The sequence below is a fragment of the Ruegeria sp. YTSA135 genome (assembly GCF_059610165.1).
Genome location: NZ_JBXWNC010000017.1, coordinates 61829 through 88075 on the forward strand (window position 1 = coordinate 61829; position 26247 = coordinate 88075).

At 56.6% G+C, this 26247-nt stretch carries 24 protein-coding genes and 3 pseudogenes; 9 read left to right on the forward strand and 18 right to left on the reverse strand.

Translation table 11 applies throughout. From position 1 onward, the window contains the following. Positions 1-26: 26 nt before the first annotated feature. Entirely contained in the window at positions 27-863 is an 837-nt protein-coding gene (locus AC2FIT_RS18995) for an SDR family NAD(P)-dependent oxidoreductase (RefSeq protein WP_496831561.1), read from the reverse strand. A 126-nt stretch (positions 864-989) separates the two neighbouring features. Next, positions 990-2183 carry an adenylate/guanylate cyclase domain-containing protein gene (locus tag AC2FIT_RS19000; protein ID WP_496831562.1) on the reverse strand — a complete coding sequence of 398 codons (1194 nt, stop codon included), beginning with the start codon at positions 2181-2183 and terminating at the stop codon, positions 990-992. Between the two features lie 274 nt (positions 2184-2457). On the opposite strand from AC2FIT_RS19000, the gene AC2FIT_RS19005 reads away from it, so the two are divergent. Beyond that, a complete protein-coding gene (locus AC2FIT_RS19005; RefSeq protein ID WP_496831581.1) occupies positions 2458-2718 on the forward strand; it encodes a hypothetical protein in 261 nt (86 codons plus the stop codon). 9 nt (positions 2719-2727) lie between these two features. Beyond that, positions 2728-3081 carry a dienelactone hydrolase family protein gene (locus AC2FIT_RS19010; RefSeq protein WP_496831582.1) on the forward strand — a complete coding sequence of 118 codons (354 nt, stop codon included), beginning with the start codon at positions 2728-2730 and terminating at the stop codon, positions 3079-3081. Here the strand turns inward: AC2FIT_RS19010 and urtE are convergent. From urtE to AC2FIT_RS19040, 6 genes are all read right to left on the reverse strand, one after another. After that, positions 2963-3679 carry an urea ABC transporter ATP-binding subunit UrtE gene (urtE, locus tag AC2FIT_RS19015; protein WP_496831563.1) on the reverse strand — a complete coding sequence of 239 codons (717 nt, stop codon included), beginning with the start codon at positions 3677-3679 and terminating at the stop codon, positions 2963-2965. The genes AC2FIT_RS19010 and urtE overlap by 119 nt on opposite strands. Continuing rightward, positions 3660-4400, reverse strand: coding sequence for an urea ABC transporter ATP-binding protein UrtD (gene urtD / locus AC2FIT_RS19020; protein WP_496831564.1), 741 nt, complete (start codon positions 4398-4400; stop codon positions 3660-3662). The genes urtE and urtD overlap by 20 nt, the downstream gene beginning before the upstream one ends. Next, positions 4397-5659, reverse strand: a complete 1263-nt coding sequence (gene urtC, locus AC2FIT_RS19025; protein WP_496831565.1) for an urea ABC transporter permease subunit UrtC — start codon at positions 5657-5659, stop codon at positions 4397-4399. The genes urtD and urtC overlap by 4 nt, the downstream gene beginning before the upstream one ends. Position 5660: 1 nt before the next feature. Beyond that, positions 5661-7619, reverse strand: a complete 1959-nt coding sequence (urtB, locus tag AC2FIT_RS19030) for an urea ABC transporter permease subunit UrtB (RefSeq protein WP_496831566.1) — start codon at positions 7617-7619, stop codon at positions 5661-5663. A 70-nt stretch (positions 7620-7689) separates the two neighbouring features. Beyond that, positions 7690-8973, reverse strand: a complete 1284-nt coding sequence (gene urtA / locus AC2FIT_RS19035) for an urea ABC transporter substrate-binding protein (RefSeq protein ID WP_224891657.1) — start codon at positions 8971-8973, stop codon at positions 7690-7692. 347 nt (positions 8974-9320) lie between these two features. Beyond that, positions 9321-9719: a hypothetical protein gene (locus AC2FIT_RS19040; RefSeq protein WP_496831567.1), complete on the reverse strand. Its 399-nt coding sequence runs from the start codon at positions 9717-9719 to the stop codon at positions 9321-9323. A gap of 152 nt (positions 9720-9871) precedes the next feature. Here AC2FIT_RS19040 and AC2FIT_RS19045 point away from each other — a divergent pair. Further along, a pseudogene (locus AC2FIT_RS19045) lies at positions 9872-10555 on the forward strand (IS6 family transposase); the annotation flags it as partial. 259 nt (positions 10556-10814) lie between these two features. Here AC2FIT_RS19045 and AC2FIT_RS19050 read toward each other — a convergent pair. After that, entirely contained in the window at positions 10815-11705 is an 891-nt protein-coding gene (locus AC2FIT_RS19050) for a tetratricopeptide repeat protein (RefSeq protein ID WP_496831568.1), read from the reverse strand. A gap of 144 nt (positions 11706-11849) precedes the next feature. On the opposite strand from AC2FIT_RS19050, the gene AC2FIT_RS19055 reads away from it, so the two are divergent. The 6 genes from AC2FIT_RS19055 (at position 11850) to AC2FIT_RS19080 (ending at position 18042) form a co-directional block, all read left to right on the forward strand. After that, positions 11850-12101 carry a hypothetical protein gene (locus AC2FIT_RS19055; protein ID WP_496831569.1) on the forward strand — a complete coding sequence of 84 codons (252 nt, stop codon included), beginning with the start codon at positions 11850-11852 and terminating at the stop codon, positions 12099-12101. A gap of 126 nt (positions 12102-12227) precedes the next feature. Continuing rightward, positions 12228-12482, forward strand: coding sequence for a hypothetical protein (locus AC2FIT_RS19060; protein WP_496831570.1), 255 nt, complete (start codon positions 12228-12230; stop codon positions 12480-12482). Positions 12483-12492: 10 nt separating this feature from the next. Beyond that, positions 12493-13959 carry a guanitoxin biosynthesis MBL fold metallo-hydrolase GntH gene (gene gntH, locus AC2FIT_RS19065; protein WP_496831571.1) on the forward strand — a complete coding sequence of 489 codons (1467 nt, stop codon included), beginning with the start codon at positions 12493-12495 and terminating at the stop codon, positions 13957-13959. A 14-nt stretch (positions 13960-13973) separates the two neighbouring features. Then, the gene (locus AC2FIT_RS19070; RefSeq protein WP_496831572.1) at positions 13974-14954 is read left to right on the forward strand and encodes a CobW family GTP-binding protein; all 981 of its coding nucleotides are present in this window, start codon (positions 13974-13976) and stop codon (positions 14952-14954) included. A 149-nt stretch (positions 14955-15103) separates the two neighbouring features. Beyond that, positions 15104-16756, forward strand: coding sequence for a sulfatase-like hydrolase/transferase (locus AC2FIT_RS19075; RefSeq protein WP_496831573.1), 1653 nt, complete (start codon positions 15104-15106; stop codon positions 16754-16756). Positions 16757-16803: 47 nt separating this feature from the next. After that, positions 16804-18042, forward strand: coding sequence for a DUF3179 domain-containing (seleno)protein (locus AC2FIT_RS19080; RefSeq protein ID WP_496831574.1), 1239 nt, complete (start codon positions 16804-16806; stop codon positions 18040-18042). A 382-nt stretch (positions 18043-18424) separates the two neighbouring features. On the opposite strand, the pseudogene AC2FIT_RS19085 reads toward AC2FIT_RS19080, so the two are convergent. From AC2FIT_RS19085 to AC2FIT_RS19125, 9 genes and pseudogenes are all read right to left on the reverse strand, one after another. Continuing rightward, positions 18425-18589 (reverse strand): annotated as a pseudogene (locus tag AC2FIT_RS19085) (IS5/IS1182 family transposase); the annotation flags it as partial. An 85-nt stretch (positions 18590-18674) separates the two neighbouring features. Further along, positions 18675-18914, reverse strand: a pseudogene (locus AC2FIT_RS19090) (short-chain dehydrogenase); the annotation flags it as partial. A gap of 132 nt (positions 18915-19046) precedes the next feature. After that, positions 19047-19916, reverse strand: a complete 870-nt coding sequence (locus tag AC2FIT_RS19095) for an NAD(P)-dependent oxidoreductase (RefSeq protein WP_496831575.1) — start codon at positions 19914-19916, stop codon at positions 19047-19049. Positions 19917-19934: 18 nt separating this feature from the next. Continuing rightward, the gene (locus AC2FIT_RS19100) at positions 19935-20894 is read right to left on the reverse strand and encodes a 2-hydroxyacid dehydrogenase (RefSeq protein ID WP_496831576.1); all 960 of its coding nucleotides are present in this window, start codon (positions 20892-20894) and stop codon (positions 19935-19937) included. A 2-nt stretch (positions 20895-20896) separates the two neighbouring features. Continuing rightward, entirely contained in the window at positions 20897-21094 is a 198-nt protein-coding gene (locus AC2FIT_RS19105; RefSeq protein WP_068339470.1) for an amino acid permease, read from the reverse strand. 15 nt (positions 21095-21109) lie between these two features. Next, positions 21110-22450: an amidase gene (locus tag AC2FIT_RS19110; RefSeq protein ID WP_496831578.1), complete on the reverse strand. Its 1341-nt coding sequence runs from the start codon at positions 22448-22450 to the stop codon at positions 21110-21112. Beyond that, positions 22447-23811, reverse strand: coding sequence for a TRAP transporter large permease (locus AC2FIT_RS19115; protein WP_224891668.1), 1365 nt, complete (start codon positions 23809-23811; stop codon positions 22447-22449). Before AC2FIT_RS19115 ends, AC2FIT_RS19110 begins: the two co-directional genes overlap by 4 nt. 21 nt (positions 23812-23832) lie before the next feature. Further along, entirely contained in the window at positions 23833-24432 is a 600-nt protein-coding gene (locus AC2FIT_RS19120; protein WP_496831584.1) for a TRAP transporter small permease subunit, read from the reverse strand. 109 nt (positions 24433-24541) lie between these two features. Beyond that, entirely contained in the window at positions 24542-25636 is a 1095-nt protein-coding gene (locus tag AC2FIT_RS19125; protein WP_496831579.1) for a TRAP transporter substrate-binding protein, read from the reverse strand. Positions 25637-26247 lie beyond the last annotated feature (611 nt).

The following is a 26247-nucleotide window of genomic DNA, read 5'->3' on the forward strand; positions in this document are numbered from 1 at the left end:
TTCACAACTCCTCTGAGGCTTCAGAGTTAGTCTTTCGACATATGATCCGCGAACGCCTTTTCGTAATCTGGATGCCAGCGGCTGAGCGCGGGGCGATTGTTGATAATGTCCCCCGCCGCCCAAGAAATACGTTTTTCGTCAATGTCCCGCGAAACGTCGTTGTCTGGGCAAATCACATAGAAATCACCGCGATCTACACTGTCGATAAAGAAATCTGCGGTTTGTTCAGCGGTCCAGGCGGAAGGGGGCCTGTCCTTGGCACCGATCATGTTCGTATGGACGAACCCCGGCACCAGCAGATGGGCCGTGAGATTTGCGCCCGCGGTGTTGCGAAGTTCATGTGAAAGCGCCTCAGTAAACGCTTTTAGCGCTGCTTTTGACACGTTGTAACCCGGATTCCCGGGAGGAGTGGTAATACCCTGTTTTGAACCTGTATTTACGACGGCGCCGGGACGTTCTCGTGAAATCATTCCTGGCAAGAATGCTTGGCATCCGTTTATTGCGCCCCAAAGGTTTACATTCAGCATTTTTTCCCACGCATCTCGTGGCCCCAAGCAGGACGAGCGAATACCAACGCCGGCATTGTTCATAAGAATGTCAGCGCCGCCGAAACGGTTCGCGACTTCTGCTTCTAACGCTAAAACTTGTTCAAGATCAGACACGTCGGTAACCGAAGTCATAGTTTCAGGTGATCCGACCTCACGCAGCGCAGCCGCGGCTTCTTCCAGCTTACCTTCGTCCAAATCGACAATGACAATGCGCATGCCCATTTGAGCGAACTTGGTGGCAGATGCGTACCCAATTCCGGATGCACCACCGGTGACGACTGCAACAGAGTCAGATTTTAGTGCTGGATGAGCCATGTTGGGTCCTCTTGATCAAATAATTCAACGCTTTTCGTTGCTCGGATGGTACGTCGGGCAGATGGATTTGAAACGTCTCCATAAAAAGTAGTTTTAGCGTTACAAAAGACGTTTTTTGTTTGCCGATTAATCCAGTGTAAACAGCTCTTGCCGTTCAGCAACACCCCGGAGCCTGTATTGCCCAAGTGAAACCAGACTCGGCACCTCTCCGACCAGTTCACCGGCAACTTTACTCGAGAGCAGGATGTTTTGATCAAGAGCGCTACACATCCCCAGAATACGAGACGTTGTGTTAACTGCCGGCCCGACAACTGTGAAATCGAGGCGTGATCTGCCGCCAATATTGCCGTATAGAACGTCTCCTGCATGCAGGGACAGTGTGAAGCCGGTAGTCGGTAAGCCGTCTGTAACTCTGCATTGGTTCTGATCTACAAATGCCGCACGAAGTTCAATGGCTGCCTCAATTGCGACGCGATGTGCGTCAGGGATCTGGTTAATGTCAAAAATGGCGAGCATGCCATCGCCCATAAACTTCAGAACGTTGCCGCCATGGCTCTCAACAATTTCAACGACCTCCGCAAAGTAGGCGTTCAGCAATTCGATAATTGAATGACCAGGCAGCGCTTCAGACAGCTTGGTGAAATTTTGCAGGTCAAAATACCATATGACGGCTGAAATGGTTTCAGACGAACCGCGGGTGATGTCTCCGGACAGAACACGCTTGCTGGCGTCTCGGCCTAGATACGCGGCCGTGATATCTTCTGCCATCAACCTGTTTGCCCCGCATTTGAGCGTCAGGCAAAGAGGCGGTATCAACTGCCTTAGACCGTTCAATTGTGGGTCCGTAAAGCCGCCAGCTGCGTCAGTCGCCAAAGAGATGATAGCCCCTTCTTCGGCATGCATGGGGTCAATCGGCGCTGCGTGATTTTGGCGAAGGAAGAACCGTTTTACAGCAAAGTAGTCTGTAGCGCCGCGCTCGCGAAGCTCATCAAAAATCGGAAAGTTGAGTTCTGGATCGTCGACAGTCAGGTTCTGCCTGATCTCTTCAACATTGTTTGCTAAGAGATAGTAAATTGGGCTCAGAATGTACTCTTCGGGGGCGCTTGTTCGCCGGACGAAGTCTTGGCGCTCGTTTCCGCCTCCTCTGTGCCATCGAAACGCAACTGTCCCAATCTCAGGGTGATGAGCGCGTAAAGTAATGTTCGCTCTCTGAATGGGAATGCCTGCGGTGAGAAGTCGATTGCAGAATTCTTCAAGCCAGATTTCAACCGGAGCATTTTCCAAGCCCTGCTGAACCAGCCAATCGGCCAAGTCCTTCAAGGCAGCGGTCATCTCAAAGTTCTGGATCGAAGGAGCTGCCATCGTGTCCTCGTTCAAGCTCAGTTAAAGAAGCCGGCGAAACCCTTCTGCCGTTGCACTAGTCGAAAAAAATTACAGTTCCGTTGGTACATGCCAAAGCAGCTGGGTCCCGAGTGTAGCTTTCAGAAAATCGCAGTCAAACTTGCGCCTATGTGCCACTATCGAGGGATACTATACGATATGTCACGGATTTTTTGAGGAATACGCAATGAATGATTAGACCCTGTCACGCCGTCTGACAGCGGCAGACTTCGATCAAGAGCTTCTGGATATCTATGACTATTATGCGTACGGAAAGATTTCTAAACGCGAGTTCCTGGAACGTGCTGGCAAATGGGCGGTAGGCGGATTAACCGCGGCGGCAATCCTAGGTTCACTTGCTCCCAATTATGCTCTGGCACAGCAAGTCGCTGAAGATGATCCGGGAATTCAAGCTGAAGAAATCACCTATAGCAGCCCAAATGGAACCGGAGATATTTCGTCTTACCTCGTCTGACCACTAGGAATCGATCCAGACCGTCCGTCGGCAGCCATCTTGGTGATTCACGAAAACTGCGGACTCAATCCATACATCCGCGACGTCGTCCGGCGTCTTGCCAAAGCCGGGTTCATTGCAATGGGGCCGGACGGCTTGTCTTCTCTGGGCGGGTATCCGGGTAATGATGAGGAAGGCCGCGAGAACATGCGCTTTTCGTGCTTGAGCAGGTCTGAGACGCCACGGGTTGCCTCGGTCCTTGACCTCATACCGACACGCCGGCCAGCAACGCGGCACGGTCGATCGTTCCCTTTCTTCCGTTCATCCGCACCGCACCGCGTTCCAGCACGTAAAATGCGTCGCCGAGGTCATAGGCAAAGTTGAAATACTGCTCCACCAGAACGATGGCCATCTGGGCCTGCGCGCGCAGGTGTTCGATCACTCGTCCTATCTGCTGGATGATGTTGGGCTGGATGCCTTCTGTCGGCTCATCCAGCAGCAAGAGCCGCGGCCGCGTGATCATCGCCCGCGCGATGGCGAGTTGCTGTTGCTGCCCGCCTGACAGGTCGCCGCCGCGCCGGTTGAGAAAATCCTTGAGGATCGGGAATAGGTCGAACACCTCGTTTGGAATGCGATGCTCAGCCCGTGGCAGGCAGGCAAATCCTGTCTCCAGATTCTCTCGCACACTCAGCAACGGAAAGATATCGCGCCCCTGCGGAACATAAGACACACCGTGCCGCGCCAACGCGTGCGCGCTTGCGCTCGACACGGGCTTGCCCTCCAGCGTGACTTGACCGCCGGACACGGGGTGCGTACCGGAAATCGCCTTCAAAAGACTGGTCTTGCCCACGCCGTTGGTGCCCATCACGCAGGTCACCTCCCCGCGCCGTGCCGTCATGTCGATCCCGTTCAGGATCTGGCTGCCCCCGTAATGCAGGGTCAGCCCTTTGGTTTTCAGAACCTCATCGCCCGAGATAGACATCGATCACCCTTTCGTTCTGCGTCACATGGTCGATCGAGCCCTCGGCTAGGACCGAGCCTTCGTGCAGCACGGTCACCTTGCAACCCAGCCTGCGAACGAATTCCATGTCATGTTCGACAACGACCACCGCGCAGGTGCGGGCGGCCTCGCGCAAGATATCGGTTGTGTGCTCACGCTCGGCGGGGGTCATCCCGGCGGCCGGTTCATCCACCAGCAGAAGCCGCGGCTCCTGCGCCAGCAGCATCCCGATTTCCAGCCATTGTTTCTGCCCGTGGCTGAGCTCGCCTGATTTGCTGTGCAGCTTGCGCGACAGCCCGATTTCCCCGGCCAGTTCGGCGATCCTGCCGTGATCTGCCGCAGTAGGGCGGAACATCAGCACGCTGAGCGGGCTGCGCGCCTTTCTCAGCGCCATCATCAGGTTGTCAGCCACGGACTGATCCTCGAAGACCGTGGGGCGTTGAAACTTGCGCCCGATGCCGGCCTGCGCGATGCGGCTTTCGGACATGGACAGCAGTGACAGCCCCTTTTCACCGTAACTGATCCGGCCCTCGTCGGGGCGGGTCTTGCCGGTGATGATGTCCATGAACGTCGTTTTGCCCGCGCCGTTGGGGCCGATCACCGCGCGCAACTCCTGTGTGCCGATCTGGAACGATAGGTTGTTGATCGCCTTGAAGCCATCAAAGGAAACGGAAACGCCCGACACTTCGAGAAGGGTGCTCATTTCTCGGCCTCCTTTTCGCGCAGGGCGCCAGGGTCGGGTCCAAGGTCCGCGCCGTGGCGGTTGGGTGATGTTCGGTCCACGATCAGGTCTACCAGCCCGCCCAGCCCCTTGGGCGCGAACAGCGTCACGGCCACGAAAGACAGACCAAGCAGCACGGTCCACCAGTTCACCCATTGGATCGTGTAGAAGCCAATGTTGATGTCGGGGGCCTGCCCGCCGGTGAACCATGTCGACAGCAACGAAACGAAGGCCGCGCCGATCACCGCGCCATAAAGCCGGCCGCGCCCACCGATTGCCACCCAGACGGCAAGGTAGATCGAGGCGATAGGCGCGATCTCGGTCGGGTTGATGATCCCCGCCTGCGGGTAGTAGAGCGCGCCCGCGATCCCAGCGATTACGGCGGTAAGTGTGAAAATGAACAGCTTAAACGCATCGACCGGGTAGCCGAGGAAGCGTACGCGCGCCTCGTCATCGCGAATGGCCCGTATGACAGAGCCGAACTTGCCCGAAACGATCCAGGCGCACAGCAGGTACCCCGCCCCAAGTGCGAAGGCCGACCCCCAGAAGAACCACAGCGACACCGTGGCCTGCGGCACGGCATCAAGGCTCGGCAGATTCTGCAGGCCCGATAGGCCGTTATTGCCGCGAAGCCCGCTGTCGTTCTGGAACAGGTACAGTGACAGTGCAAGCGTCAACGCCTGTGTCAGGATCGACAGGTACACCCCCGTCACCCGACTGCGGAAGGCCAGCCAACCAAAGATAAGTGCGAAAAGCCCGGGGATCAGCACCACGAAGGCAAGTTGAATGGGCAGGGAATGGGCGAAGGCCCAGACCGGCGGAAACTCCGATGCGCCTACTACGCCAAAGATTTGCGTAGCGATCCCGTCCGAGATTTCCTGTGCCGTTGGCGGCAACTCCGAGGCGACGAGGCTGTCGACCACAATCAGGCGGGTGCGCTCGTACATCAGCCACATACCGATGGCGTAACCGCCAAGCCCGAAAAACGCCATGTGCCCCAGCGACAGGATCCCGCAGTAGCCCCAGACAAGGTCCATCGCCAGCGCCACGAGGCACAGGCAAAGCGTCTTGCCCAGCGTCTTGACGAAACTGGTGGAAATGACTCCGATCCCTAAGCCCTCGGACAAGATCGTCACGCCGAGCGTGAACAGCCCCAGCACGGCAAGGAAGATCAGAACCGACGGGAAGCGCAAGGCCAGCGGCGTGCGAATGTGGCTGCCGGTGAGGCTTGTCTCACTCATTTTAGGCCTCCGCTGCGCGACCCTTGAGGGCGATAATCCCCCGCGGTCGGAACTGGATGAACAGGATGATAAACAAAATCATGTAGGTCTGCGCCGCCAGCGTGTTGGATGGGTTGAGGAACTCAATCCCCTTTTGCAGTGTGCCGACCAATGTCGCGCCCAGTAGTGTGCCCCAGATATTGCCCACGCCACCCACCACGACGGTCATGAAGGATTGCACTATGTAGTCGGACCCCATCTCGGAGGTGACCTTGGCATATAGACCGATTGCTACCCCTGCGATCCCCGCGATGCCCGATCCGAACCCGAAGGTCAGCATGTTGATTCGGTCGGGATTGATCCCCATTGAGGCCGCCATGCGCGGATTTTGCGTCACTGCCCTCACCTCCAGCCCCAGCCGGGTGCGGTTCATCACCAGCAGGATGATACCAAGGAAAAGTAGCGCAAGCACGAAGATCGCGATGCGGATGTAACTGATCGAGACGATGTCGTTGATGATGAGCGACCCATCGAGCCAGTCCGGAGAGGTCAGCGGCCGCGCCTGCGTGCCGAAGATGTTTTTGGCTATCTGCTGTAGAGCGATCGATATTCCGAACGTGGCCAGCAAAGTCTCGAGCGGACTATGATAAAGCCAACGGATCACCAACCGCTCCATCGCGACGCCTGCGCCGAAGGTCACGGCAAACGCAAGCGGCAGCGCGATGATGATCGACAGGGTGTAGTCCTGCACGATCTGCTGGACGACGTAACCCGTGTAGGCCCCCATCATTATGAATTCGCCATGCGCCATATTGATCACGCGCATCACGCCAAATGTAATGGCCAGCCCGATCGCCGCGAGAAAGTAGATCGAGGCCAGCGACAGCGCATCAAGCCCTAGATCAAGACCCTGGTTCACCGCTACCTTGTTCTCGATACTCTTGAGGGCACTTGCCGCGGCCAAAGCCACGGCTGGCGGGGCCGCGATGTAGCGTTCGAAGAAAACGAACTTGTCCAGTGTCGCATCGATCTCGGCCTCGGTGGCGACGGGCTCGACCTTTCCCTGCTGGGCCAACACCGCATATGCCATGTCGCGCGCGGCCTCGGTATCCAACGTTGCAACCTGCACGCCGGCCACCGCCCCGTTTTCAAGGTTGGCCACCAGCGCGGCGCGCTTGTCTTCGCGACTTATGCGCGGCTTGGCGAGGTCGGCCGAGACCAGCAGGTCATAGGCGTCCTCGCGGGGTAGGGCGTCGCTGGCTGGGCTGAGCACACGGGCGACGTCCTTGGTCTCGGGCACCGCGTCGGCCGTCTCCAGCCGAGTACGCACCAGCGGATTGAGCGTGGCGCGCACATCCACGCCCAGATCACCGGCGAAACTCTCGATGGCCTTGATGCGGTCGGCGTCGTCTTCGGCGAACTGGATGGTGAGAAGACGCTCGAGCCGGACCATCGCCGCCGCGATGGCCTTGTCCTGCTCGGTTTCGATCGCGCCGCGCAATGTCTGCAGATGTGCCGCCTCGGCGTCACGAGCGATGGTCTCCAGCGCCTGCAGACGCATGGCGGGATCAGGGTCGGTCAATTGGAACCGCACCAGTGCGGCGCCGATCATGCCGCGAATGCCGGAATTAGGTTTGAGTTGATCGTAGTCGTCGTCGGGCGCCGTTCCGATTTCCATCCCGTCGGCCACGTCGAAGATGCGCAGCGTGTCGCTGTCCACCTCCTCGGCGAACACGTATAGCCCAGTTTCCTCGTTCCGCCACATCTGCTTGGCCTGCCAACGATTCAACACCTCGCGAGCTGCCGGAAGGCCGCTGTCGGCCAGCGCGTCGATGGCCGGCCCGATCGTGCGGCGGGAACTCTTGGAGATGATATCCCCATGTTCCTGAAGAACCTTCTGGATCGGCGCATTGGCCTGCTGCGCGGAGGCCGGCGCAGCTACTGCAAGCGCGAACGTCAAAAGGCGAAGAATATTGAGCATACCACTTTTCCTGCTGGCCGGAGGGCGCGCGAACGCCCTCCGGTGATTTGGTTCTGCAGTCAGGTCCAGATCAGTAGTTGGACTTGATTTGCACGCAGGTCTCCGTCTCGGTGTTGTACATGCCGCACTCGAGATCTTTCCAATCTGAGATCAGCACTGCGGATTCTGGCAGGAAATCCGTCCATGCATCTCCGGGCACTTCCTCGGTCTGGCTGATGATGTCGAACTGACCGTCTTCCTGGATTTCACCGATCAGAACGGGCTTCGCGAGGTGATGGTTGGGTAGCATGACGGCGGTGCCACCGGTGAGGTTCGGGAATTCCTGCCCGTACATGGCCACGCGGACCGCATCTACGTCTGTCGATTCCGCTTGTTCCACGGCGTTCACCCACATGTTGAAGCCGATGTAGTGTGCCTCCATCGGGTCATTGGTTACACGGTCTTCGCCCATGCGTGCTTTCCATGCTGCGACCCAGGCCTCGTTCGCCTCGGTATCGGCGGACTGGAAGTAGTTCCATGCTGCCAAGTGGCCGACAAGGTTTGTGGTGTCGAGGCCCGACAGCTCTTCTTCGCCAACCGAGAAGGCTACGACGGGAATGTCGTCGGCCGAGATACCCGCAGCGGCGAGCTCCTTGTAAAAGCCTACGTTTGCGTCGCCGTTTATTGTGGAAATCACGCCGACCTTCTTGCCGTCCGCGCCAAGTGCCACGACATCCGAGACGATCTTGGACCAGTCGGAATGGCCGAAGGGCGTGTAGTTCACGAATATGTCGTCTTCAGCGACGCCCTTGTCCTTGAGATAGCTTTCGAGAATGTTGTTCGTGGTGCGCGGATAGACATAGTCGGTGCCCAGAAGCGCGAATTTCTCAACGCCCAGTTCCTCGAGAAAGTAGTCCGTCGCCGGGATAGCCTGCTGGTTCGGAGCGGCACCAGTGTAAAACACATTCTTTGAGCTTTCCTCGCCCTCGTACTGGACCGGGTAGAACAGCAGGCCGTTGAGTTCCTCGATCACCGGCAGCACCGATTTGCGGCTCACGCTGGTCCAGTTACCGAAGATCACGTCGACCTCGTGCACGGTCAGAAGTTCACGCGCCTTTTCGGCGAAGAGCGGCCAGTCCGACGCCGGGTCGACCACCACGGCCTCCAGCTCACAGCCCATGACACCGCCTTTTTCGTTCTGCTGCTCGACCAGCATTTCCATGGTGTCCTTGAGCGTGGTTTCGGAAATCGCCATCGTTCCGGAGAGGGAGTGCAGCACGCCCACCTTGATCGGGCAGCTCACCTCTGCCATCGCGGGCAGGGTGGTGGCAAACAGCGCGGCAGCGGCTGTCGTAGTCAGGAACCTTGTCGACATTTCTTAATCCTTCGTAGATGTCGCGCATTACACCTTGCCAAGAGCAGCCCCGGCACCCATTTTGGTTTCTGCGCAATTCACGTTGCGTCGTGCGGTGGTGTTTTGGAGTGAAGGCCAGCACCACTGCATTTTTCTCGCCAACCAGATAAGATGGCACTTCAGAAGTGATGCAGTCTTTCTGCGGGTGCGAAATAACTTTGAGAGTTTTCGACGGCAGACTTTGGAAAGTTCGCCCGAATTTTGATCACCCAAGAGGGCGCTGCCGTTTTATTGTGCGACGTCCGTTTAATGTTTCCTGCGCAACGTAATTTGCGGGCGGTTGCGCCCCGATAAGGGCGTGTCGCGCATCAGGACGAGGTCGCTTGCAGGTAGCCTTGAACAAGCCGTTCACACTGTGTGATGAGGTGTCGCGCATGACTCGCTGCGCGGCTGGCCTGCGCGACATCGTGCGAAAAGCTTGCCCGCTGCAACAACATGGCATGGGCATGTTTCGCCTTGATCCGCAGCGATAGAGCTGCCGTGTCTTGTGCGTCCGTCAGCGCTTCTAGGCGCAAGAGCATAGCTTCGAGCGCCCGTTGTGTGTCAATCGCGTCATCCGCCTGCATGAGCCACTTGTGCTGCACCTCAGCGGACAGGCGCCCCGCGCATGTCGCCGTTTCCGCGACGAGTCCGGCATCGGCGCGCGCAGATGGTGTGACAACAACCACAGCTACGAGGCTCAGGGATATAGTTTTCAAAAAGCCCATGAATTAAGCATGCCGTAAATTAATTCGGCACTCAACAATCTTCAGGCTGTTTTCGCGTTTTGAAGCGGCACGTGGAAAACACGACGCCACAGCGATTCAAGCAATATTTCGACATGGGTTGGATCGCCCGGGCGGCCTCGTGGCGTTTGAACATGACCAAATCCAACCCTTTTACGGGCTTTCAAAGCAGCCCGAAAATCATTCGCCTAGCGGTAATGTTGTACGTCCGATTTCCTTTGTCGCTCCGCAACGTTGAGGATCTGATGCAGGAACGCGGTTTCGAAATCAGCCATGAAACCATTTGGTTTTGGTGGCGCCGTTTCGGCCCAATGTTTGCCCCGGAGATACGGAAACGTCGGATCGAAGGCATGCGACCCAGTCGATGGAGATGGCATCTCGACGAGATGTTCGTGAAGATTAATGACGAGCGGCACTACCTGTGGCGGGCCGTCGATCACGAGGGCGAAGTGCTGGAGAGCTTCGTGACGAAGACGCGGGACAAAAAGGCGGCATTGAAATTTCGCAAAAAATCAATGAAGCGCCATGGTCGTCCGCATGTTTTTGTAACGGACAAATTGCGATCCTACGGGGCCGCGTTGAAGGAAATCAGTGCCGTGGATCGACAGGAAGCCGGCTGATGGAAGAACAACCGTGCGGAGAACTCAAACCTGCCATTCCGACGACGAGAGCGTGCGATGCACCGCGTCCGGCGCGTGCGAAGTCTGCAGCAATTCGCCTCCGTTCCTTCCTCTGCGCACAATCATTTCAACCAGGAACGCCACCTCTACTCACGTCAAAACTTTAAGCTGAACCGAAGCGCCGCTCTTACCGAGTGGTGTCAACTTTGTTCCGCGCAGGTTCACGCCATCAGCGGCAAACTCAGACTGGTTCGAATCCGTCTGACAGCACCCGCGTGAGCAGAAGGAGTGCCATCGCGCCAACGATCCAAGACCATACTGCATAATCGGATGGCGATGCCGCTAAGCGGTCATTCTGAAGAGGCTATTGAGTTCAGCGTAGCTGCTGCAATCTGAGCAAGGCATCCCCCTGTGAAACTTGAACGCTTCATTCAAGCAATTGTTGCGGCAAGTCTCGTCAGTATCTACTCAAGGCACCAAGTACCGTTTCTCGTGTCTTTTGGTCGCTAGGAAAGATTCTTTCCACAAGAAACTCGGATGGAAACTCGGGCCACGTCTTTTGCAGTTCGCTGATAAGTCTTTGTGCCTCGTTGAAATTGCCCAGCTGATCATGTGCTGCTGCTTGGAAAATGAGAGAAGGCGCGCTTACAGGCGCACCAGCTGCCGGCGCGCCTTGAAACGCTTCGACAACGTTCTCGTAGTTCCCGAGCATGAGTTGTGATACCCCCCAAATGTTCCTTGCACCAAATCGGCCAGATCCGGCTCTGGACCTTGCTGGGTTACTGACCTCCGCTGCCAGAGCGGGCATGTTTGCAATGAGAGCTGTGATCCCGACCAGATCCAGAACATGGCCATCTTTCGGCGCAAGTTCAGCTGACAGTCTCGCGTATTTTAAGGCCTCATCTGGTTCATTTGACACCGCCAACCGCCAACCATTCGAGGCGTTTGCCCATGCACCCGATGGGGACAAATCAAGCGCCATTCCAGACATCTCGAGTGCTTGACGCAAGAGATCGTCCCGATTTTCTTCATCTCGGGACAACAGAGCCAGAGTGGCCAAAACCTGAGCTGATCCGGCATAGCCATCCGGCAGCGCCGGGTCGAGCTCCGTGGCATGCTGGAACATTCCCAGGGCGATTTGCTGGCGTTTGACATCAAATACAGGGAAGAACATGCCCCGGGCCTGGTCCGCCAGGTTAGCTGCCTGCAATCTTGCAAGTGAATGCTGACCAAGAGCCGCTCGTTTAGCCTGCTGGGTGCTGTTGGAAGATTCCTGGACCTCCCTGTTGCCGGTTATCAACCATGTACCAAGCACAGCGATCACCGCTAAAACGGCCAGCCCAATCAACAGCAGTTGACGCAGGTGCCTGCCTTCACGTGTCTGGCTGCGGGTTCGCGGGTCTGAATTTGGGTCTTCCCCTGATGGTTCGTATGAAAACCGCGGCTTGTATCCGCCGGGATCGACGAAAATCCGAACACCTTTGCCGTCCCAGTGTTCTTCGTAAAACTCACGCAACAGGCGGCGAAGTCGCCTGGCTTCTACACGAACCAGATTCCGTCCACCGCTGCCATCAATGCTGCGCCCGTACACTTCGACCGCGATGGCCTTGCCGCGGATCTGGGCACCGCGACCGGCGAGAGTTTCCTCGACGACATAGATGAGAAACTGCTGGAGGCGGGGCGAAGTTCGGAACTCGACGCTGGAAACCACGCCCCGCAGTGCCTGTCGGACCAGTTCCGGTGATGGCTGCTCAACATCTTGATTTATCAACAAATCATTGGCTTGGTTCACAGCAAACTCACCCCCAACTCACGGTGACTCACTTGGCTGCCCCGGTCAACAGCACGTATCCTTATCTGCGAATAAATAGTGGGAACCGGGCTTTATCCAGTGGTGAACGACCTGAAAGACGAGCTACCCGAGCTTTTGAATGCGCTTTCCGGCCAGATTGAACCGCATGCGTTACTAAGCGAGGCCATCGAGGACTTCAGCAAAGTCTGCGCAAAGCTCAAAGATACGTCGATTACCGCGTCCGAGCGCGAGGAATGGGCCCACATCAAATCTGAACTTGTGAACGAGCTTCGTCGTCTGGCGAAGCGCAATCTTCGAAACGCATCCGACTAAGGATATCGCAATGACCGATAAAAACCAAAGCAACGATCACGAAAACGAGCAAAACCAGCCAGCGGATGAAATCGAAAACCCTTCGCGCCGGCATGTCATGCAGGGGCTGGCGGCAGGCGCGGTGGCAACGGGGGCTGTCAGCTACGGCTCCGGCGCAGCGCAGGCGCATGAGGGGGACGGCCCTCTGGGTGAAAGCCTGAAGAACCCGTATGGCGGCCGGCCTGCCGGTGGCATCACTCTGCCGGAATACTTCCGGCCGACGAAATACATGACCGGGTCGAACGCAAACTATTTCCCGCTTTCCGAGGAATTGGGGCCCGACGAAATGCGCATATCCTTTTGCGGCTCAACACCATATCCGCCGCGGGAAGATCAAGCGGGTACTTGCATCATGGTTGAGTTGGGAAACGGAAAACGGTTTTTCTTCGATTTCGGGTCGGGTTGTGTGCGCAACATCATTGCAATGCAGGTACCGGGACAGCTGATAAACGACATATTTATTTCCCACTTGCATGTCGATCACTACGCCGACATCCCCTATATCTACCCGTTCAGAGCTTGGTCCGGCGGGTACACGCCGCTGCGGATCCACGGCCCTTCCGGCCGGACCCCCGAGCTTGGAACGGCGGGCATGGTGGAAGGCATGAAACAAATGCTGAAGTGGCATTTGGAGGCCTTCGATGTATTCCCGATCGGAGACGGCTATGAAATCGAGGTCAACGAATTCGATTTCCGCCAGGAAGGCGGCATCGTCTATGACGAAGACGGCGTCACCGTGCGCTCCTGGCCACGCAGTCATGCCAAGGACGGCGCCGTCGGGTATCGCCTTGATTGGAATGGCCTGAGCTTTGTTTGGACCGGCGATGGTCGACCGGACGAACTTTCGCGGAAATATGGTGAAGGTGTTGATGTTTTCGTCACCGAAATGTCGGGGCAGGATATCGGCCAGTTGATGACCTACAAATACGGAATCCCTCAGGAGCTGTTTAACTACACGATCGATACGCATCATACCTCCCACTATGCAGTCGGAAAGCTCTTTGCTGACACACGTCCACGGCTGGGAATGGTGACACACTACACCCAGGACGAGGACATCGACGCTGAAATGCTGGCAGGTATTCGCGCCCACTATGACGGTCTTTTTCAATGGGGCCTAGATGTGGCCGTCGTCAATGTAACAAAAGACGCGATCTGGTACAGAAAGGCGGCGCTACCTGGAAAATCCGGGACCGTTCCGCCATTTCGCGAACTCGCCGCCGCCGCCGAGGCTGGGCGAATCGAACTTCCAGATGAAGTCACTCTACCGAATCCGCGCCTCACTCGCGCAGATCAACAAGACCAGAAATACCGGGATATGGAGATTGATCCGCGTGAATACTACCCAACCGACGTATTCCGGGCGCCCGGGGGAGAATGGCCGCAAAATTTCACAATTAAGGTATCCGATGTAATCGGGACACGCGATGACGACTAAAGGGCGATAATACGATGATTGAATTTGGTTCGACTTCGGCAATTCCCGTCACGATTCTGACCGGCTTTCTCGGGGCGGGGAAGACAACCCTTCTGAACCGCATCCTGACCGGCAATCATGGTCTGCGGGTTGCGGTTCTGGTCAACGATTTCGGCTCGATCAATGTGGATGCTGACCTTGTGGTTGGCCTGGAAGACGATGTGATGAGCCTGGCGAATGGGTGTGTGTGCTGTTCGATCCGGGATGACCTGATCGAAACGGTTGAAGCGGTTCTCGCTCGGCCGGAAAAACCGGAATACATCGTCCTTGAAGCCAGCGGCGTGTCGGACCCGTCCTCAATCGCGATGACTTTCACGGATCAGAAGTTTCGGGACATGATCCGCCTGGACAGCCTCATGTGCCTTGTCGATGCGGAACAGCTGTTTGCCGCGCCAGAACAGATGGAATTGAAGCTCAGGCAAATCGCGTTTTCTGACATGGTCATCTTGAACAAAGTAGACCTCGTAAACCGGGATACGGTTCAGAGAGTGCACGATTGGCTCGGCTCGCGTTTCCGCCGATATCGCCTGGTCGAAGCCGTCAATGCAGATGTCCCGCTGGACATATTGCTGTCAGTCGGACGGTTTGCCGCCGAACAACTCCAAACAGAATTGCCGGATCATCATGAACATGGGCCCGACTGCAGGTGCCGCCACGCTGATCATTCAGACGGCTTTTCGACGACCATGATGAAGGCAGAGCAACCTATCAGCCTGTCGTCGCTCAGAAGCGCAATTCGAAAGCTTCCAGGAGACGTCTATCGCCTCAAAGGCTTTGTTTTCAGCGAGGAGGACCCGGATCATCGCATTCTTGTGCAGGTCGTCGGAAAACGCATGGACATCTCGCGGGACGGAGCCTGGGGTGATCGAAAACCCGAGACAAGGCTTGTAGCGATTGGTGCGCCGGGCGCCCTTTCAGAACATTTGCTCACCGATGCCCTTTTCGAAACAGCTTAGCGATCACGCCGGTAGGTTACGTTGAAACCAGGTGCCCGACCTTTATGCCACCGCCCCTTAATTTGATTTGGGTGCCGAAATGGCTAGACTTGTCGCAATCACAACTATCCTGCAGCGGGGAACCTTCTATGTTCACAAGACTTCCTTGTATGACTACCCTCGTCTCAATCCTGCTTTCTTTCCCGCTATTTGCGCAGGACATCCCAATTATCCACGACGCACAGTATTACATACTGGAAGCACAAAATGGCGAGCAGTGGGTCGAAGATGATGCTGCTGTGGATGCGTTGCTTTCCGAGTTTCGTGAGGGGAATGCTGGCAACCCCCCCAATATCGTGTCCATCCTGATCGACGATCTGGGTTTTGGGGACATGGGTATTCCCGAACTGAATGCCGTGCGCGGGATTGAAACCCCCAACATCAATGCGTTCTCGGACGAAGCCATGCGCATGGTTCGAATGTACACCGAACCGTCCTGCACGCCGACGCGCGTGGCCCAGATGACGGGGCGCCTGCCCGTTCGCATGGGTATGGGGGACACCACGGTCGACATTGCAGGCTTTGGCCTTCCCGGAGCCGAGGTCACCCTCGCAGAGGTTCTGAAACAGGCCGGCTATGTCACCAGCCATGTCGGCAAATGGCACATGGGCGATATCGCAGAAAGCTGGGCGATGAACCAAGGTTTCGACTATGCGCAACATGCCGTGCATCAGCAGGGGCAACTCACCATCTTCAACGATGATGCAATCCGCGAGCAGGTCTCGGTCGGCATACAGGATTTTGAGGAAGACTATATCGTGGACAATTGGTTCCGCCCCGACCCTGCCGCCATGGCCACCGTCATCGAAGGAGAGGCCGGCGGTCCAATTCGCGAAATTCGTATGCAGCCCGGCGAGCGCTGGGACGCCGAAAAATACGATGAGATGAACGAACAGTTCCAGCTTAAGGCGCTGTCCGAGCTGCAACGGCTGGCCGGCGGCGACGCACCCTTCTTTCTGCAGTACTGGCCGATGATCCCGTTGGACAACACGCGCGCCGGGCGCGATGGCCCCGAGAGCGCGAACGGCGGCCTCTACGCCGACAAGCTGCAACTGCTGGACGAATATCTTGGTGTGCTTTTTGACGAGATGGAAACGCTGAGCGTCGCCGAAAACACCATAGTGGTCCTTATGGGCGACAACGGGCACTTCACGAAATATTCCCCGCAGTCAGGTTTCACCCCGATGATTTTCCGCGGCGGCAAGGGCGATACGACAGAAGGTGGGGTACGTGTGGATGCCTTCATTCGCTGGCCCGGAATGATCGAGGCAGACTCGATCGTGAACAACATCATCCATGTGTCGGATCTGTATACGACCCTATCGCGCATGGCTGGCGCCGACGCGTTCATTCCAAGGGACAGGCTGGTGGATGGGGTGGACCAATCCGCATCAATCTTGTTCGCCGATGAATCGAAAACGCGTCGTGATCACGTAATCATCTATTCAGTGGCGTCCCCGAAGGCGATCGTGAAGGACCAACTAAAACTGAACCTTCCGGGTGCTGGAGAAAGTGCAATTCTGGCAGATTTCTTTGACATATATAGGGATACGCATGAAAAGTATCCGGTTTCGACCGAAGTTGGCGCATGGGGTGGCCAGGAGTTCCAACGCATCCTTGGCCGGCATCTTGCCCGAAAAGAGCTTTATCCTGACACCGAGCCAGCGCGTGGCGTGCCGTATGAAGGCGTCGAAAACCTGCGCCCGGAAACCGTTGCCGCTGTCAAAGCCTTTTTGACCAAACAAGCTGCAATCGAACGCTAGCTGCGTCCTGACCTCACCTCGGCTCCCCGCATTCGAGAGACACCTCCATGCTTGCTACCCCGATCTTCTATACCGGCCTCGCCATCTCTTTGGGAATCGGCTTCGTCTACTTTCGAGACCTCGGCGACGTGTCTCAGATGCTGTTGAAGGTAAAGCGCGAAAACATGATCCGCTTTATTCGCAACGAATTTCGGCTGATTGGGATTGGTCTGGCGGCTTTTGCAATTGCTACAATCGCCCACTTTGCGTTTGGAGGCGGCGTGCGTGCGATATGGTGGTTGGGCGTTGCCTTGGCGTTGGTTCTCTATGGCTTTCCCTATGTCTGGGTCCATTTGGGGTTGAGAAACCAGCTGAACACCGCGCAGTATTACAGCATTGCTGAGGCGGAGCAGTATGTCGGCCCCAATGCACCCGTGATCGTAATGGTAAACGGCGATCATGCCCGTGCGCATCCTGACGCTCAGATCATGCGGCCCCATTTGGCTGGCGACTCCAAGGGGCTTGGGGGCGAAGACGTGGTCATGACCTATTGCGCAATGGCCAATCTTGGTCAGGGATACGCCCCCTCAATCGAAGGAAGACGGTTGAATCTTGAAGTTCTTGCTCAGCATGGCAACAACCTGATCCTGCGCGACAACGACACAGGGGAACCTATTCAACACATTTATGGGTTCCGCGAAGCAGACCGGGACACCGCGTCGGACGGACCCGCCTGTCCATTGCGCCCAGAAGCGCAGATGAAGCCATGGCCAACCTTCCGTATGACATTCCGTGGCTTCAAGAAAGCCTATCCGAACGGTGAGGTCTTTCTGAACAAACCGTCGAGGAACCCGGTTCTGAGACTGCTCGACATGGCGCTGGAGATGATTTTTGGATGGGGTATCGCCAGGCAGCATCAAGAGGCTGATCCTGTCATGGACAACATGGAGCGCCCGCCTGACACACGCTTGCCCAACAAGGCACTCGTTTGGGGCGTGACCATCGGGTCAGATGCCGCCTGTTGGACCGATGATTTCGTGGTTGACCAAAACTGGTTGCTGAATACGCGCGTTGGCGGGCGCGACCTTGTTGTGCAAATTGATCCACACTTTGAAAGCCTCGGTGTCTGGTACAACGACGGTGGTAAACCAGTTGAGCGCTGTGATTTCCGGGGAAATAGCGATCAAGGACAACTCACCCGAGTTGAAACTTTGCGGGCAGGCCTGTTCTGGCATGTCTGGGCGGAGTTTTTTCCTCACACCGATGTAAACCGTATTGGCAGCGTCAAACCGAAGCCTGCCGCATAGTGACGTTTGTTTGATGTCGAATGGAGTGAACCACCAAGCGGAAAGATGGCCGAATGGACTTGCCCCTTTTGCAAGGCGTGAGTGGCGGAAGTAATCTGGTCGACATCCATATTTTTGTACTGCAAAGCGCAACGACCGCTTCGCGCGTTTCCTTCAGAGTCGCTTTAAGGGTCCCGCTCAAATTGAGCCCGTGAAGCGAACGGAAGAAAGGTCTGCATCGGACTGTGAACCGATGCAGTCACGCGTTGTAGAGAACGTCGGCAGTGAGTCATGGTGTGAATTATATCCATCGCTAGCGAGGGGACAACTCAGTTCACAGTCTGGTAGTGGCTTTGTTGCACAAATCGGTTGAAGGGCAGACTTCCCCTTTCCCCGGACGGACTTATCCTACGGGCTCTGTGACTGGCATGCCAAGAGCTGTGGAGCGATTGAGCACCGCGATCCGAACCTGAAGCTCCGCGACTTGCGGGTCGAAGTCGCATGCCGTGAGACCTTGGCCAAGCTGTTTTATGCAGTTCATGTTTGTCTCTGCGCGGCTTCTTCGGTGACGCATGTGCCGATATCCAGCCGTCTTTGATGATGCGCCCGCCTTGTGGAGTATGATTCCGCATGTGGGCAAACGCAAGCCGAGCGGTTATTAACAGGCCGCTCACGTTTACCGAAACCACCTGAAGCCCAACTTCAAGTGGCACCACTCCGATTGGTGCCGAAGGCCCGAAGAGGCCAGCGTTGTTCAACAGCACGCCCAAGTGTCCGAATTGGTCGAAAGCCTCGGGCATACCTGCGGCATCAGTCCCGTCTGCGGGCAACGGGACCGCGTTTGTATATCGCGCCGCCAGATTCTCTAGCAGTGCGGCGCGGCGCGCTAGCAAACGCGGTCCCGCTTACCAGCGTCAAGAAACACTTCTGCTGTCGCTGCACCGATACCGGAGCTTGCTCCTGTGATCAAAATGGATTTCATACCGCTTCCTCAAGTGGCCGATTGCAGACCCGCGATATGCGTTTCAGAGCTGTTGCAAACGTTTGAAAAGGCTGGAGGTGTCCCAGCGTCCGCCGCCCATCTTCTGAACGTCCTTGTAGAATTGATCCACAAGCGCGGTAACGGGAAGACTCGCCCCGTTTTCATTCGCAGTGTTCAGGCAGATCCCGAGGTCTTTCCGCATCCAGTCGACAGCGAACCCATGTTCAAAGTGGTCGTCGAGCATCGTCTCGTACCGGTTGCTCATCTGCCAGCTGCCCGCGGCACCCTGGCTAATGACCTCGACCACCGCGCGCCCGTCGAGCCCCGCTTTGCTGGAAAAATGCAGCGCTTCCGAGAGGCCCTGGACGAGACCGGCAATCGCGATCTGGTTCGCCATCTTCGTCAATTGCCCCGCGCCGCTTTCGCCGAGACGACGGCACAGCTTGGCATAGCTTGCCATCACGGGTTCGGCACGCGCGTAGTCCGGTTCGTCCCCGCCACACATGATCGACAGTTGCCCGTTTTCCGCACCGGCCTGTCCGCCCGACACGGGCGCATCGACGAAAGCGACACCTTTCGATTTCGCCTCTGCGTAAAGCTCTGAGGTGACTTTTGCTGATACGGTCGTGTGGTCCACGAACAACGCGCCGCTTGACATGCTTGAAAATGCGCCCGTGTCGCCAAGACAAACGGCACGCAGATCGTCGTCATTGCCAACGCAGGCCATGACCATTTCGGCACCGTCTGCGGCTTCGGCTGGCGTTTTAGCCGCACGTCCGCCATGTTCCGACACCCATTTTTCCGCCTTGGCCATCGTACGGTTGAAAACGGTCACATCGTGTCCGGCAGACTTGAGATGGCCGGCCATCGGATAACCCATCACGCCGAGGCCTAGGAATGCTACTTTTGTCATTGATATTGTCCTTCAAAGTCAGAGGAGGTCGCGCGGCGTTTGTCCGGCGAAAAAGGCATCGAGGTTGTCGAGCGCCCGAAATCCCATCGCATCCCGTGTGCGGGTCGTGGCGCTGCCAATATGCGGCAGCATGAAGATATTTTCGTGGTCCGCAAAGGCAGGGTTGCCACCCGGTTCGACCTGAAAGCAATCGAGGCCCGCAGCGCTTATCTGCCCTTTTGCGAGCGCGTCGAGCAAAGCGTTCTCATCCACCAGCGCGCCACGTGCGGCGTTCACGAGGACGGCCCCCTTTGGCAAGAGGTCGAACCGCTTCCGATTCATCAGGTTGGTCGTTTGGGGCGTGGCAGGGCAATGTAGCGAAAGGAAATCCGCGACTTTGAGAAGGGACTCGATACTGTCGTGGTAGGTTGCGCCAAAGGCCTGATCAGGCGGCAATTCGGAACGGTTGAAGTAATGGATTTCCATGTCGAACCCTTTGGCCTTGGCTGCAAAAGCCCGGCCCACGCGCCCCATGCCGACGATGCCCAGCCTGGACCCGGTGACTTGCTTGCCGACCATGAAGGAAGGAGACCAGAAATCCCAGGCTCCGGTCCGCACGATCCTGTCACCGGCAACCGCATGGCGCGCAGCACCAAGCATCAGCAGCATTGCAAGCTCCGCCGTTGCGTCGGACAGCACGTCCGGCGTGTTGGTCACTGCAATACCGCGCGCAGCCAGCGCGGGCAGGTCACAGTGATCCACGCCGACAGAGTGGTTCGCGACGATCTGAAGCCGCGGTGCGAAGCGCCGCACCACATCCGCGCTGAAGTGCTCTGAATGACAGGGAATGATGGCGTCGTATTCCGCGCTGGCGGCGATAAGGTCCTCCGCCGTGCCGGGCGTATCTTCATAGTTTACATCGGTGTCATAGTCCCGCATCGCCCGTTCGATCGTGGCATCGGATAGACGGCGGGTGATCCAAAGGCGGGGTTTGGGCATCGTTAGTCCCTCTTTCGGATGCACTCATCCCAGTAATCATAGATCGCTAGTGCGCAAACCACGATCACGATCACCATGAACGGGAAACCGCCCCAGAATCCTGCAAAACCTGTAGAGATGCTGTGCGAGAGCTCGCCCACGAAGATCACAAGCAGGGCTGTGCCGATAAAGCCGACGATGAGTTTCGTGATGTAAGACATGAGGTATCCCTTCCGTTACGCGGCCTCTGCCGCGATATGGTTCTGGCACCAACGCGCTGTTCGCAAAAGTCGGTCATCCTTGTGTGCAGGACCGATCAGTTGCACGCCGATGGGCAATCCTGTTTCACCCACCAAAAGCGGCAGCGTAACACACGGTAACCCTACCAGCGTCCACAGAGTGCAAAAGATTGGATCGCCCGTGTTTGAGCCGAATGACACTGCTTCTCCGGCAGCGGAGGGCGCGAGGATGGCGTCATAATCCTGAAAGAACTCTGCAAAGAAGCTCTCGGCTGACGCTTTCACGGCCAGCGCGTCCTGATACTCGGCCTCCCCGATCTTGCGCGCCCTTTCGATGATCGGTTTCAGCGTATTGCTGATCTGGTCCCAATGCGCGTCGAACACCTCGGCCTGATGGCGGGCGATTTCATATTCATGGATGCGGGCCTGAACCGCCACCAGCTCGCCCAGCTGATCGGCCGGGTCCATCCGGGTCACGCGGGATCCGAGCACTTCGATCACGCTTTCCAAACCTTCCGCAGCAGCCTCTGAAAGACGGTCATTGAACGGCAGGTTGAACCATGCGAACTCCGGATCGACGGGTACCTCCTGACGCGCGCCTTCAACCGTCGAGGGCCGTGCATGCGGGTAACTCTGAGGGTCACGTTGATCATAGCCGCTGATGGCGTCTGCCAGCAGGGCGACATCTTCCAGCGTGCGAGCAAATGTGCCTATCTGGTCGAGCGATTTGGACGTCTGAAGTACACCTGTGCGAGGGATCGTGCCGCGCGTTGGTTTGAAGCCGAATGTCCCGCAGAAAGAGGCCGGACGGATCACCGATCCGTTTGTCTGTGTTCCGATTGCAAGCGGCACATGACCGGCAGCTACCGCAGCGGCCGAGCCACTGGAGGACCCACCGGGCGTTCGATCCGCGTTATGCGGGTTGCGCGTCTCGTTGGCATGAACGAAGGCGAGCTCGGTCGTGACCGTCTTGCCCATGATGACCGCACCGGCTTCGCGCAGCATCTCCACAATACGGGCGTCCTCTGCTGGCTGGCGGCCCTCGAAGATTGGCGTTCCGCGCTGAGTGGGCATGTCCCGCGTGTCGATTATGTCTTTCAGGCCCACAGGCAATCCATGCAGCGGACCTGTCGGTAGGCCCGCCTGACGCCTGCGGTCCAGTGCCGCCGCTTGCTCCAAGGCGCGTTCCGGATCGAGGTAGGCCCAGGCCTTGATAGCTCCGTCCGTCTCGGCGATTCTGTCGAGACAGGATTGCACCAGTTGAACGGACTTCAACTGACCCGAAGCGATAAAACCCGCCGCCTGCACCGCGCTGAGATCATGAGGCTTGATCTTCATGGGATGTAGGGTCCGAAAAGATAATCAGGGAACCACAGCGCGATGCCTGGGAACTGATACATCAGCACCATCGTCAGAATGACAATCCCGAGGTACGGCATGATGCCGCGGAAGATCTGCATCAGCTCGATCTGTTTTTTCAACACTCCTTTCAGGTAATACGCCGACATCGCCATTGGCGGCGTGAGGAATGAGGTTTGCAGGTTCAGCGCCACGAGCATCGCGAAAAAGTAAGGGTTCACTCCGAAAACATCGAGTAGGGGCAGGAAGATGGGTACGAAGATGATAAGGATTTCGGACCATTCCAAGGGCCAGCCCAGCAGAAAGATAATAAGCTGCGCCAGTATGAGGAACTGCCACGGCTCGAGAGCCATGCCGCCAACCCAGTCGGCGATGATGTCATGGCCGCCGAGATACGAGAAGACGGATGCGAAGGTCCATGATCCGACGAAGAGCCAGCAGACCATGGCCGTTGCCTTGGCGGTGAGGAAAACGCTTTCCTTCAGCTTTTTCCATGTCATGGATCGGTAAAGCACCGCCAGCACCATGCCACCAAGCGCACCCATGGCAGCAGCCTCAGCCGGTGTCGCAAGACCGCCAAGGATGGAGCCAAGGACCAGCATGATAAGCACCGTGAGCGGCACGAAACTCACAAGCAGGTTCCAGTAAATCTCCCGCGGCGGCGGCACGTCTTCCATCTTAGGCCGCGGCGCGAGCGCAGGGTTCAAGTAGACTCGCACGATCACGTAAACGATGTAGAGCCCCGCCAGTAACAAGCCCGGGAAAACCGCAGCTGCGTAGAGCCGCAAAGGAGAGAGATCCGCGATCGCGGAATAGACGATCAACATGATTGATGGCGGGATCAGGATACCCAAGGTGCCTCCCGCACAGATAACGCCGGACGCGAAGCTCTTGTTGTAGTTTGCATTTGCCATCGCGGGAAATGCGAGAAGACCCATCAGGGTCACGACCGCACCAACAATGCCCGATGCCGTCGAGAAAACCGCACAGGTGATCAGCGCGGCGATCGCAAGGCTGCCGGGCAGATTTCGAGCAGCCTGGTAGAGCGAGAAAAACAGCTTGTCGACGATGTTTGCTCTCTCGACGACATAGCCCATGAACAAAAAAAGCGGGATGGCTACCAGTGTCGGGTTCTCCATCACTGAATAGGTGTTCTGGTTCAGCAGATAGAAGATGTTGTTGTTGAATATATCACTGATGCCATCGATTGGGCCGCGGAAATATGCGTAATAGCCAAACGCGACGCCCATGGCGAGCAACGTGAAAGCAATCGGGAAGCCCAGCAGCACAAGCACAATAAACAGGCCCAGCATCAGAAGGGCGACTTCGGGGTTCGTCATCTCTTGATCTTTCCTAGTGCGTCAGCGGGACTGATTTTCGTCGCTGTGAATGGCGGCGATCTCATTGAGATCGGCCTCCGACAGCAAATCTTCTGTTTCTTTGACATCGGCCAATCGCTCTGGCCAAATGCCGGTACGCATCGTCATGACGCAACGCACCAGTTCTGCGGCGCCCTGGATGAGCAGCAAGGCGCCAGCCACCGGGATCAACGATTTGAAGAAGTAGATCTGAATGCTGGCGGGGCTGTTGAAGCTAACTTCCTTATAGCGCCAGCTGTCTGCGGCGATCTCGTAACCAAACCAGACCAGGGCAAGAACGCCCGGAAAGAAAAACAAGAAATACAGGAGAAAATCCATCCCTGCTTGAACCTTGACGGGCAGCAAGCGATAAATAACGTCAGCCCTCACATGCGTGTCCTGCGCCAAAGCGTATGCCCCGCACATCAAAAACAGCGCACCGTACATCTGGACCATCATGTCAAACGCCCACACTGTTGGGGCGTTGAGCACGTAACGCACGAACACCTCGTAGGATACCGACAGCGTCAATATCAGAATGCACCAACCGAAGGCCCGCCCAACCCAAAGGCTCAGACCTTCTATAGCGTGTACGAATTTCATCGTGTTTGTTTCCCTCGTCGCCCCAGCCTCTCTCGCCAGAGGTGCCTCTGATTTCAAAGGGAGGTTGAGCACCGAGATGGCGCTCAGTCCCCTTTTCATTCAGCCGCGATCAACCAAAGTAGTGGTTATATGCCAGTTTGTAATCTGGCTGATTCAGGTTGAGGTAGTTCATCACATCTTTGGCGTAAGCCTTCTGTGACTCCATCACCTTGGCAAAGAATGGATCTTCTTCTGCGATCCGCGCCGTAACCACATCCCAAGCTTCGAGTTGAGCCGCCATTACCGAGTCTGGCGTCCGATAGACATTCACTCCGTCTGCTTCTTGCAGTTTCACAAGGTCGTCAGAGTAACGCTTGGTGTTGCCCCAGTAGAAGCCGGAGTTTTCGGCCATGGAAGCGTTTTTGATAATCGCTTTGTGTTCATCGCTAAGGGCATTGAAGCGGTCTTTGTTGATCGTGACTTCAAAGAACTCCTGGCTCTGGTGGAACGACGCGAGGTGGTAGTGTTTCGACACGTCTTGCATTCCGAAGTCGCGGTCCGATGTCGGGTTGTTGAATTCTGCCGCATCGATAAGTCCGGACTTCATCGCCGGTTGTATTTCACCGCCGGGCAGCTGAACGACCGACATGCCCATCTCGAGAAGAACATCTGCAGCCAAACCAACCGTGCGGTATTTCAGACCTTGCATCTGCGACGCATCGGTAATGTGTTCCTTGAACCAGCCCATCGGCTGCGCAGGCATCGGCGAGTTGAAGAAGGACACAACATTAAGCCGCAGGTTGTCCATTAACTCGTCGAAGAGTTCCTGACCACCGCCAGCATAGACCCACCCAAGCACTTCCTGGCTCGACCAGCCAAAGCACGGGCCAGTGCCAAATAGGGATGCTGCTTTTGACTTGCCGTACCAATACGCCGGAACGTAGTGAGCTGCATCGAGAACGCCGCGATGCACAGCGTCTTGCATCTGGCTGGTTTTTACAACTGCGTCGACCGACAACACTTCGATCGTGAGCGAACCGCCGGACATTTCGTTGACCCGAGCAGCAAAGGACTGCGCATTTTCCAGAAAAATACCGCCGCCCCAGGCCGCTTGCATCTTCAATGTTTCGCCGCTGCCTTGCGCAATTGCGGGTGTCGCCAGTGCTGCCGCGCCTGCAACAGCAGAGCCGCGCAGGAAGTTTCTGCGGTTATAGTGTTCGGTCATGTTTCCTCCCTAAAAGTACTTAAATTATCCCTCGACTGTTTGATCTTGTACGAGCGGGTGTATTTTAAGGAGTACAGCCTACACTGCTGCGTCAGACATAGTCCTGTCGCATGCTGAATAGCGTTCCTCCCATCGATATCTTAGAATATGTCAATCTTAAGACAAGTGTTTTGGTTTGCAAACTTGTCGTCGCAGCGCGAATCTTTTGCGCAGCAGGAAAAAAGCTCTGAATTCAGATTACTTGCTCATCAATATGCCCGAAACCTGAGGATGCAATACATGGAGTGATGTGTAGGTCCGACGCGACACTGCGCGATGGACAGTTTCGTGAGCAGTTCGGTCGTAAGCTTCTAAAAACTCCCTGCTCTATGAACACACGGCCGCTGTTGTTTTTTCATCGCAGACAGCGTTTTGATCAATCAAGTTGCTGCATTTGCGGACATTTTAATTGGACTGCTTCCGGTTTGGGCTCGAGGCGGTCATTTGAGTGATTTTGTCAGGTGCCAGCTTAGACTCCTGTAGCAGACAAAGACTTAGGCCCCGGGCTTCGGTATTGGGGCGGTCCCAGTAAAGCTGTTTTGCGCAGCATGATTTGTCCGCGATGGCGGTGT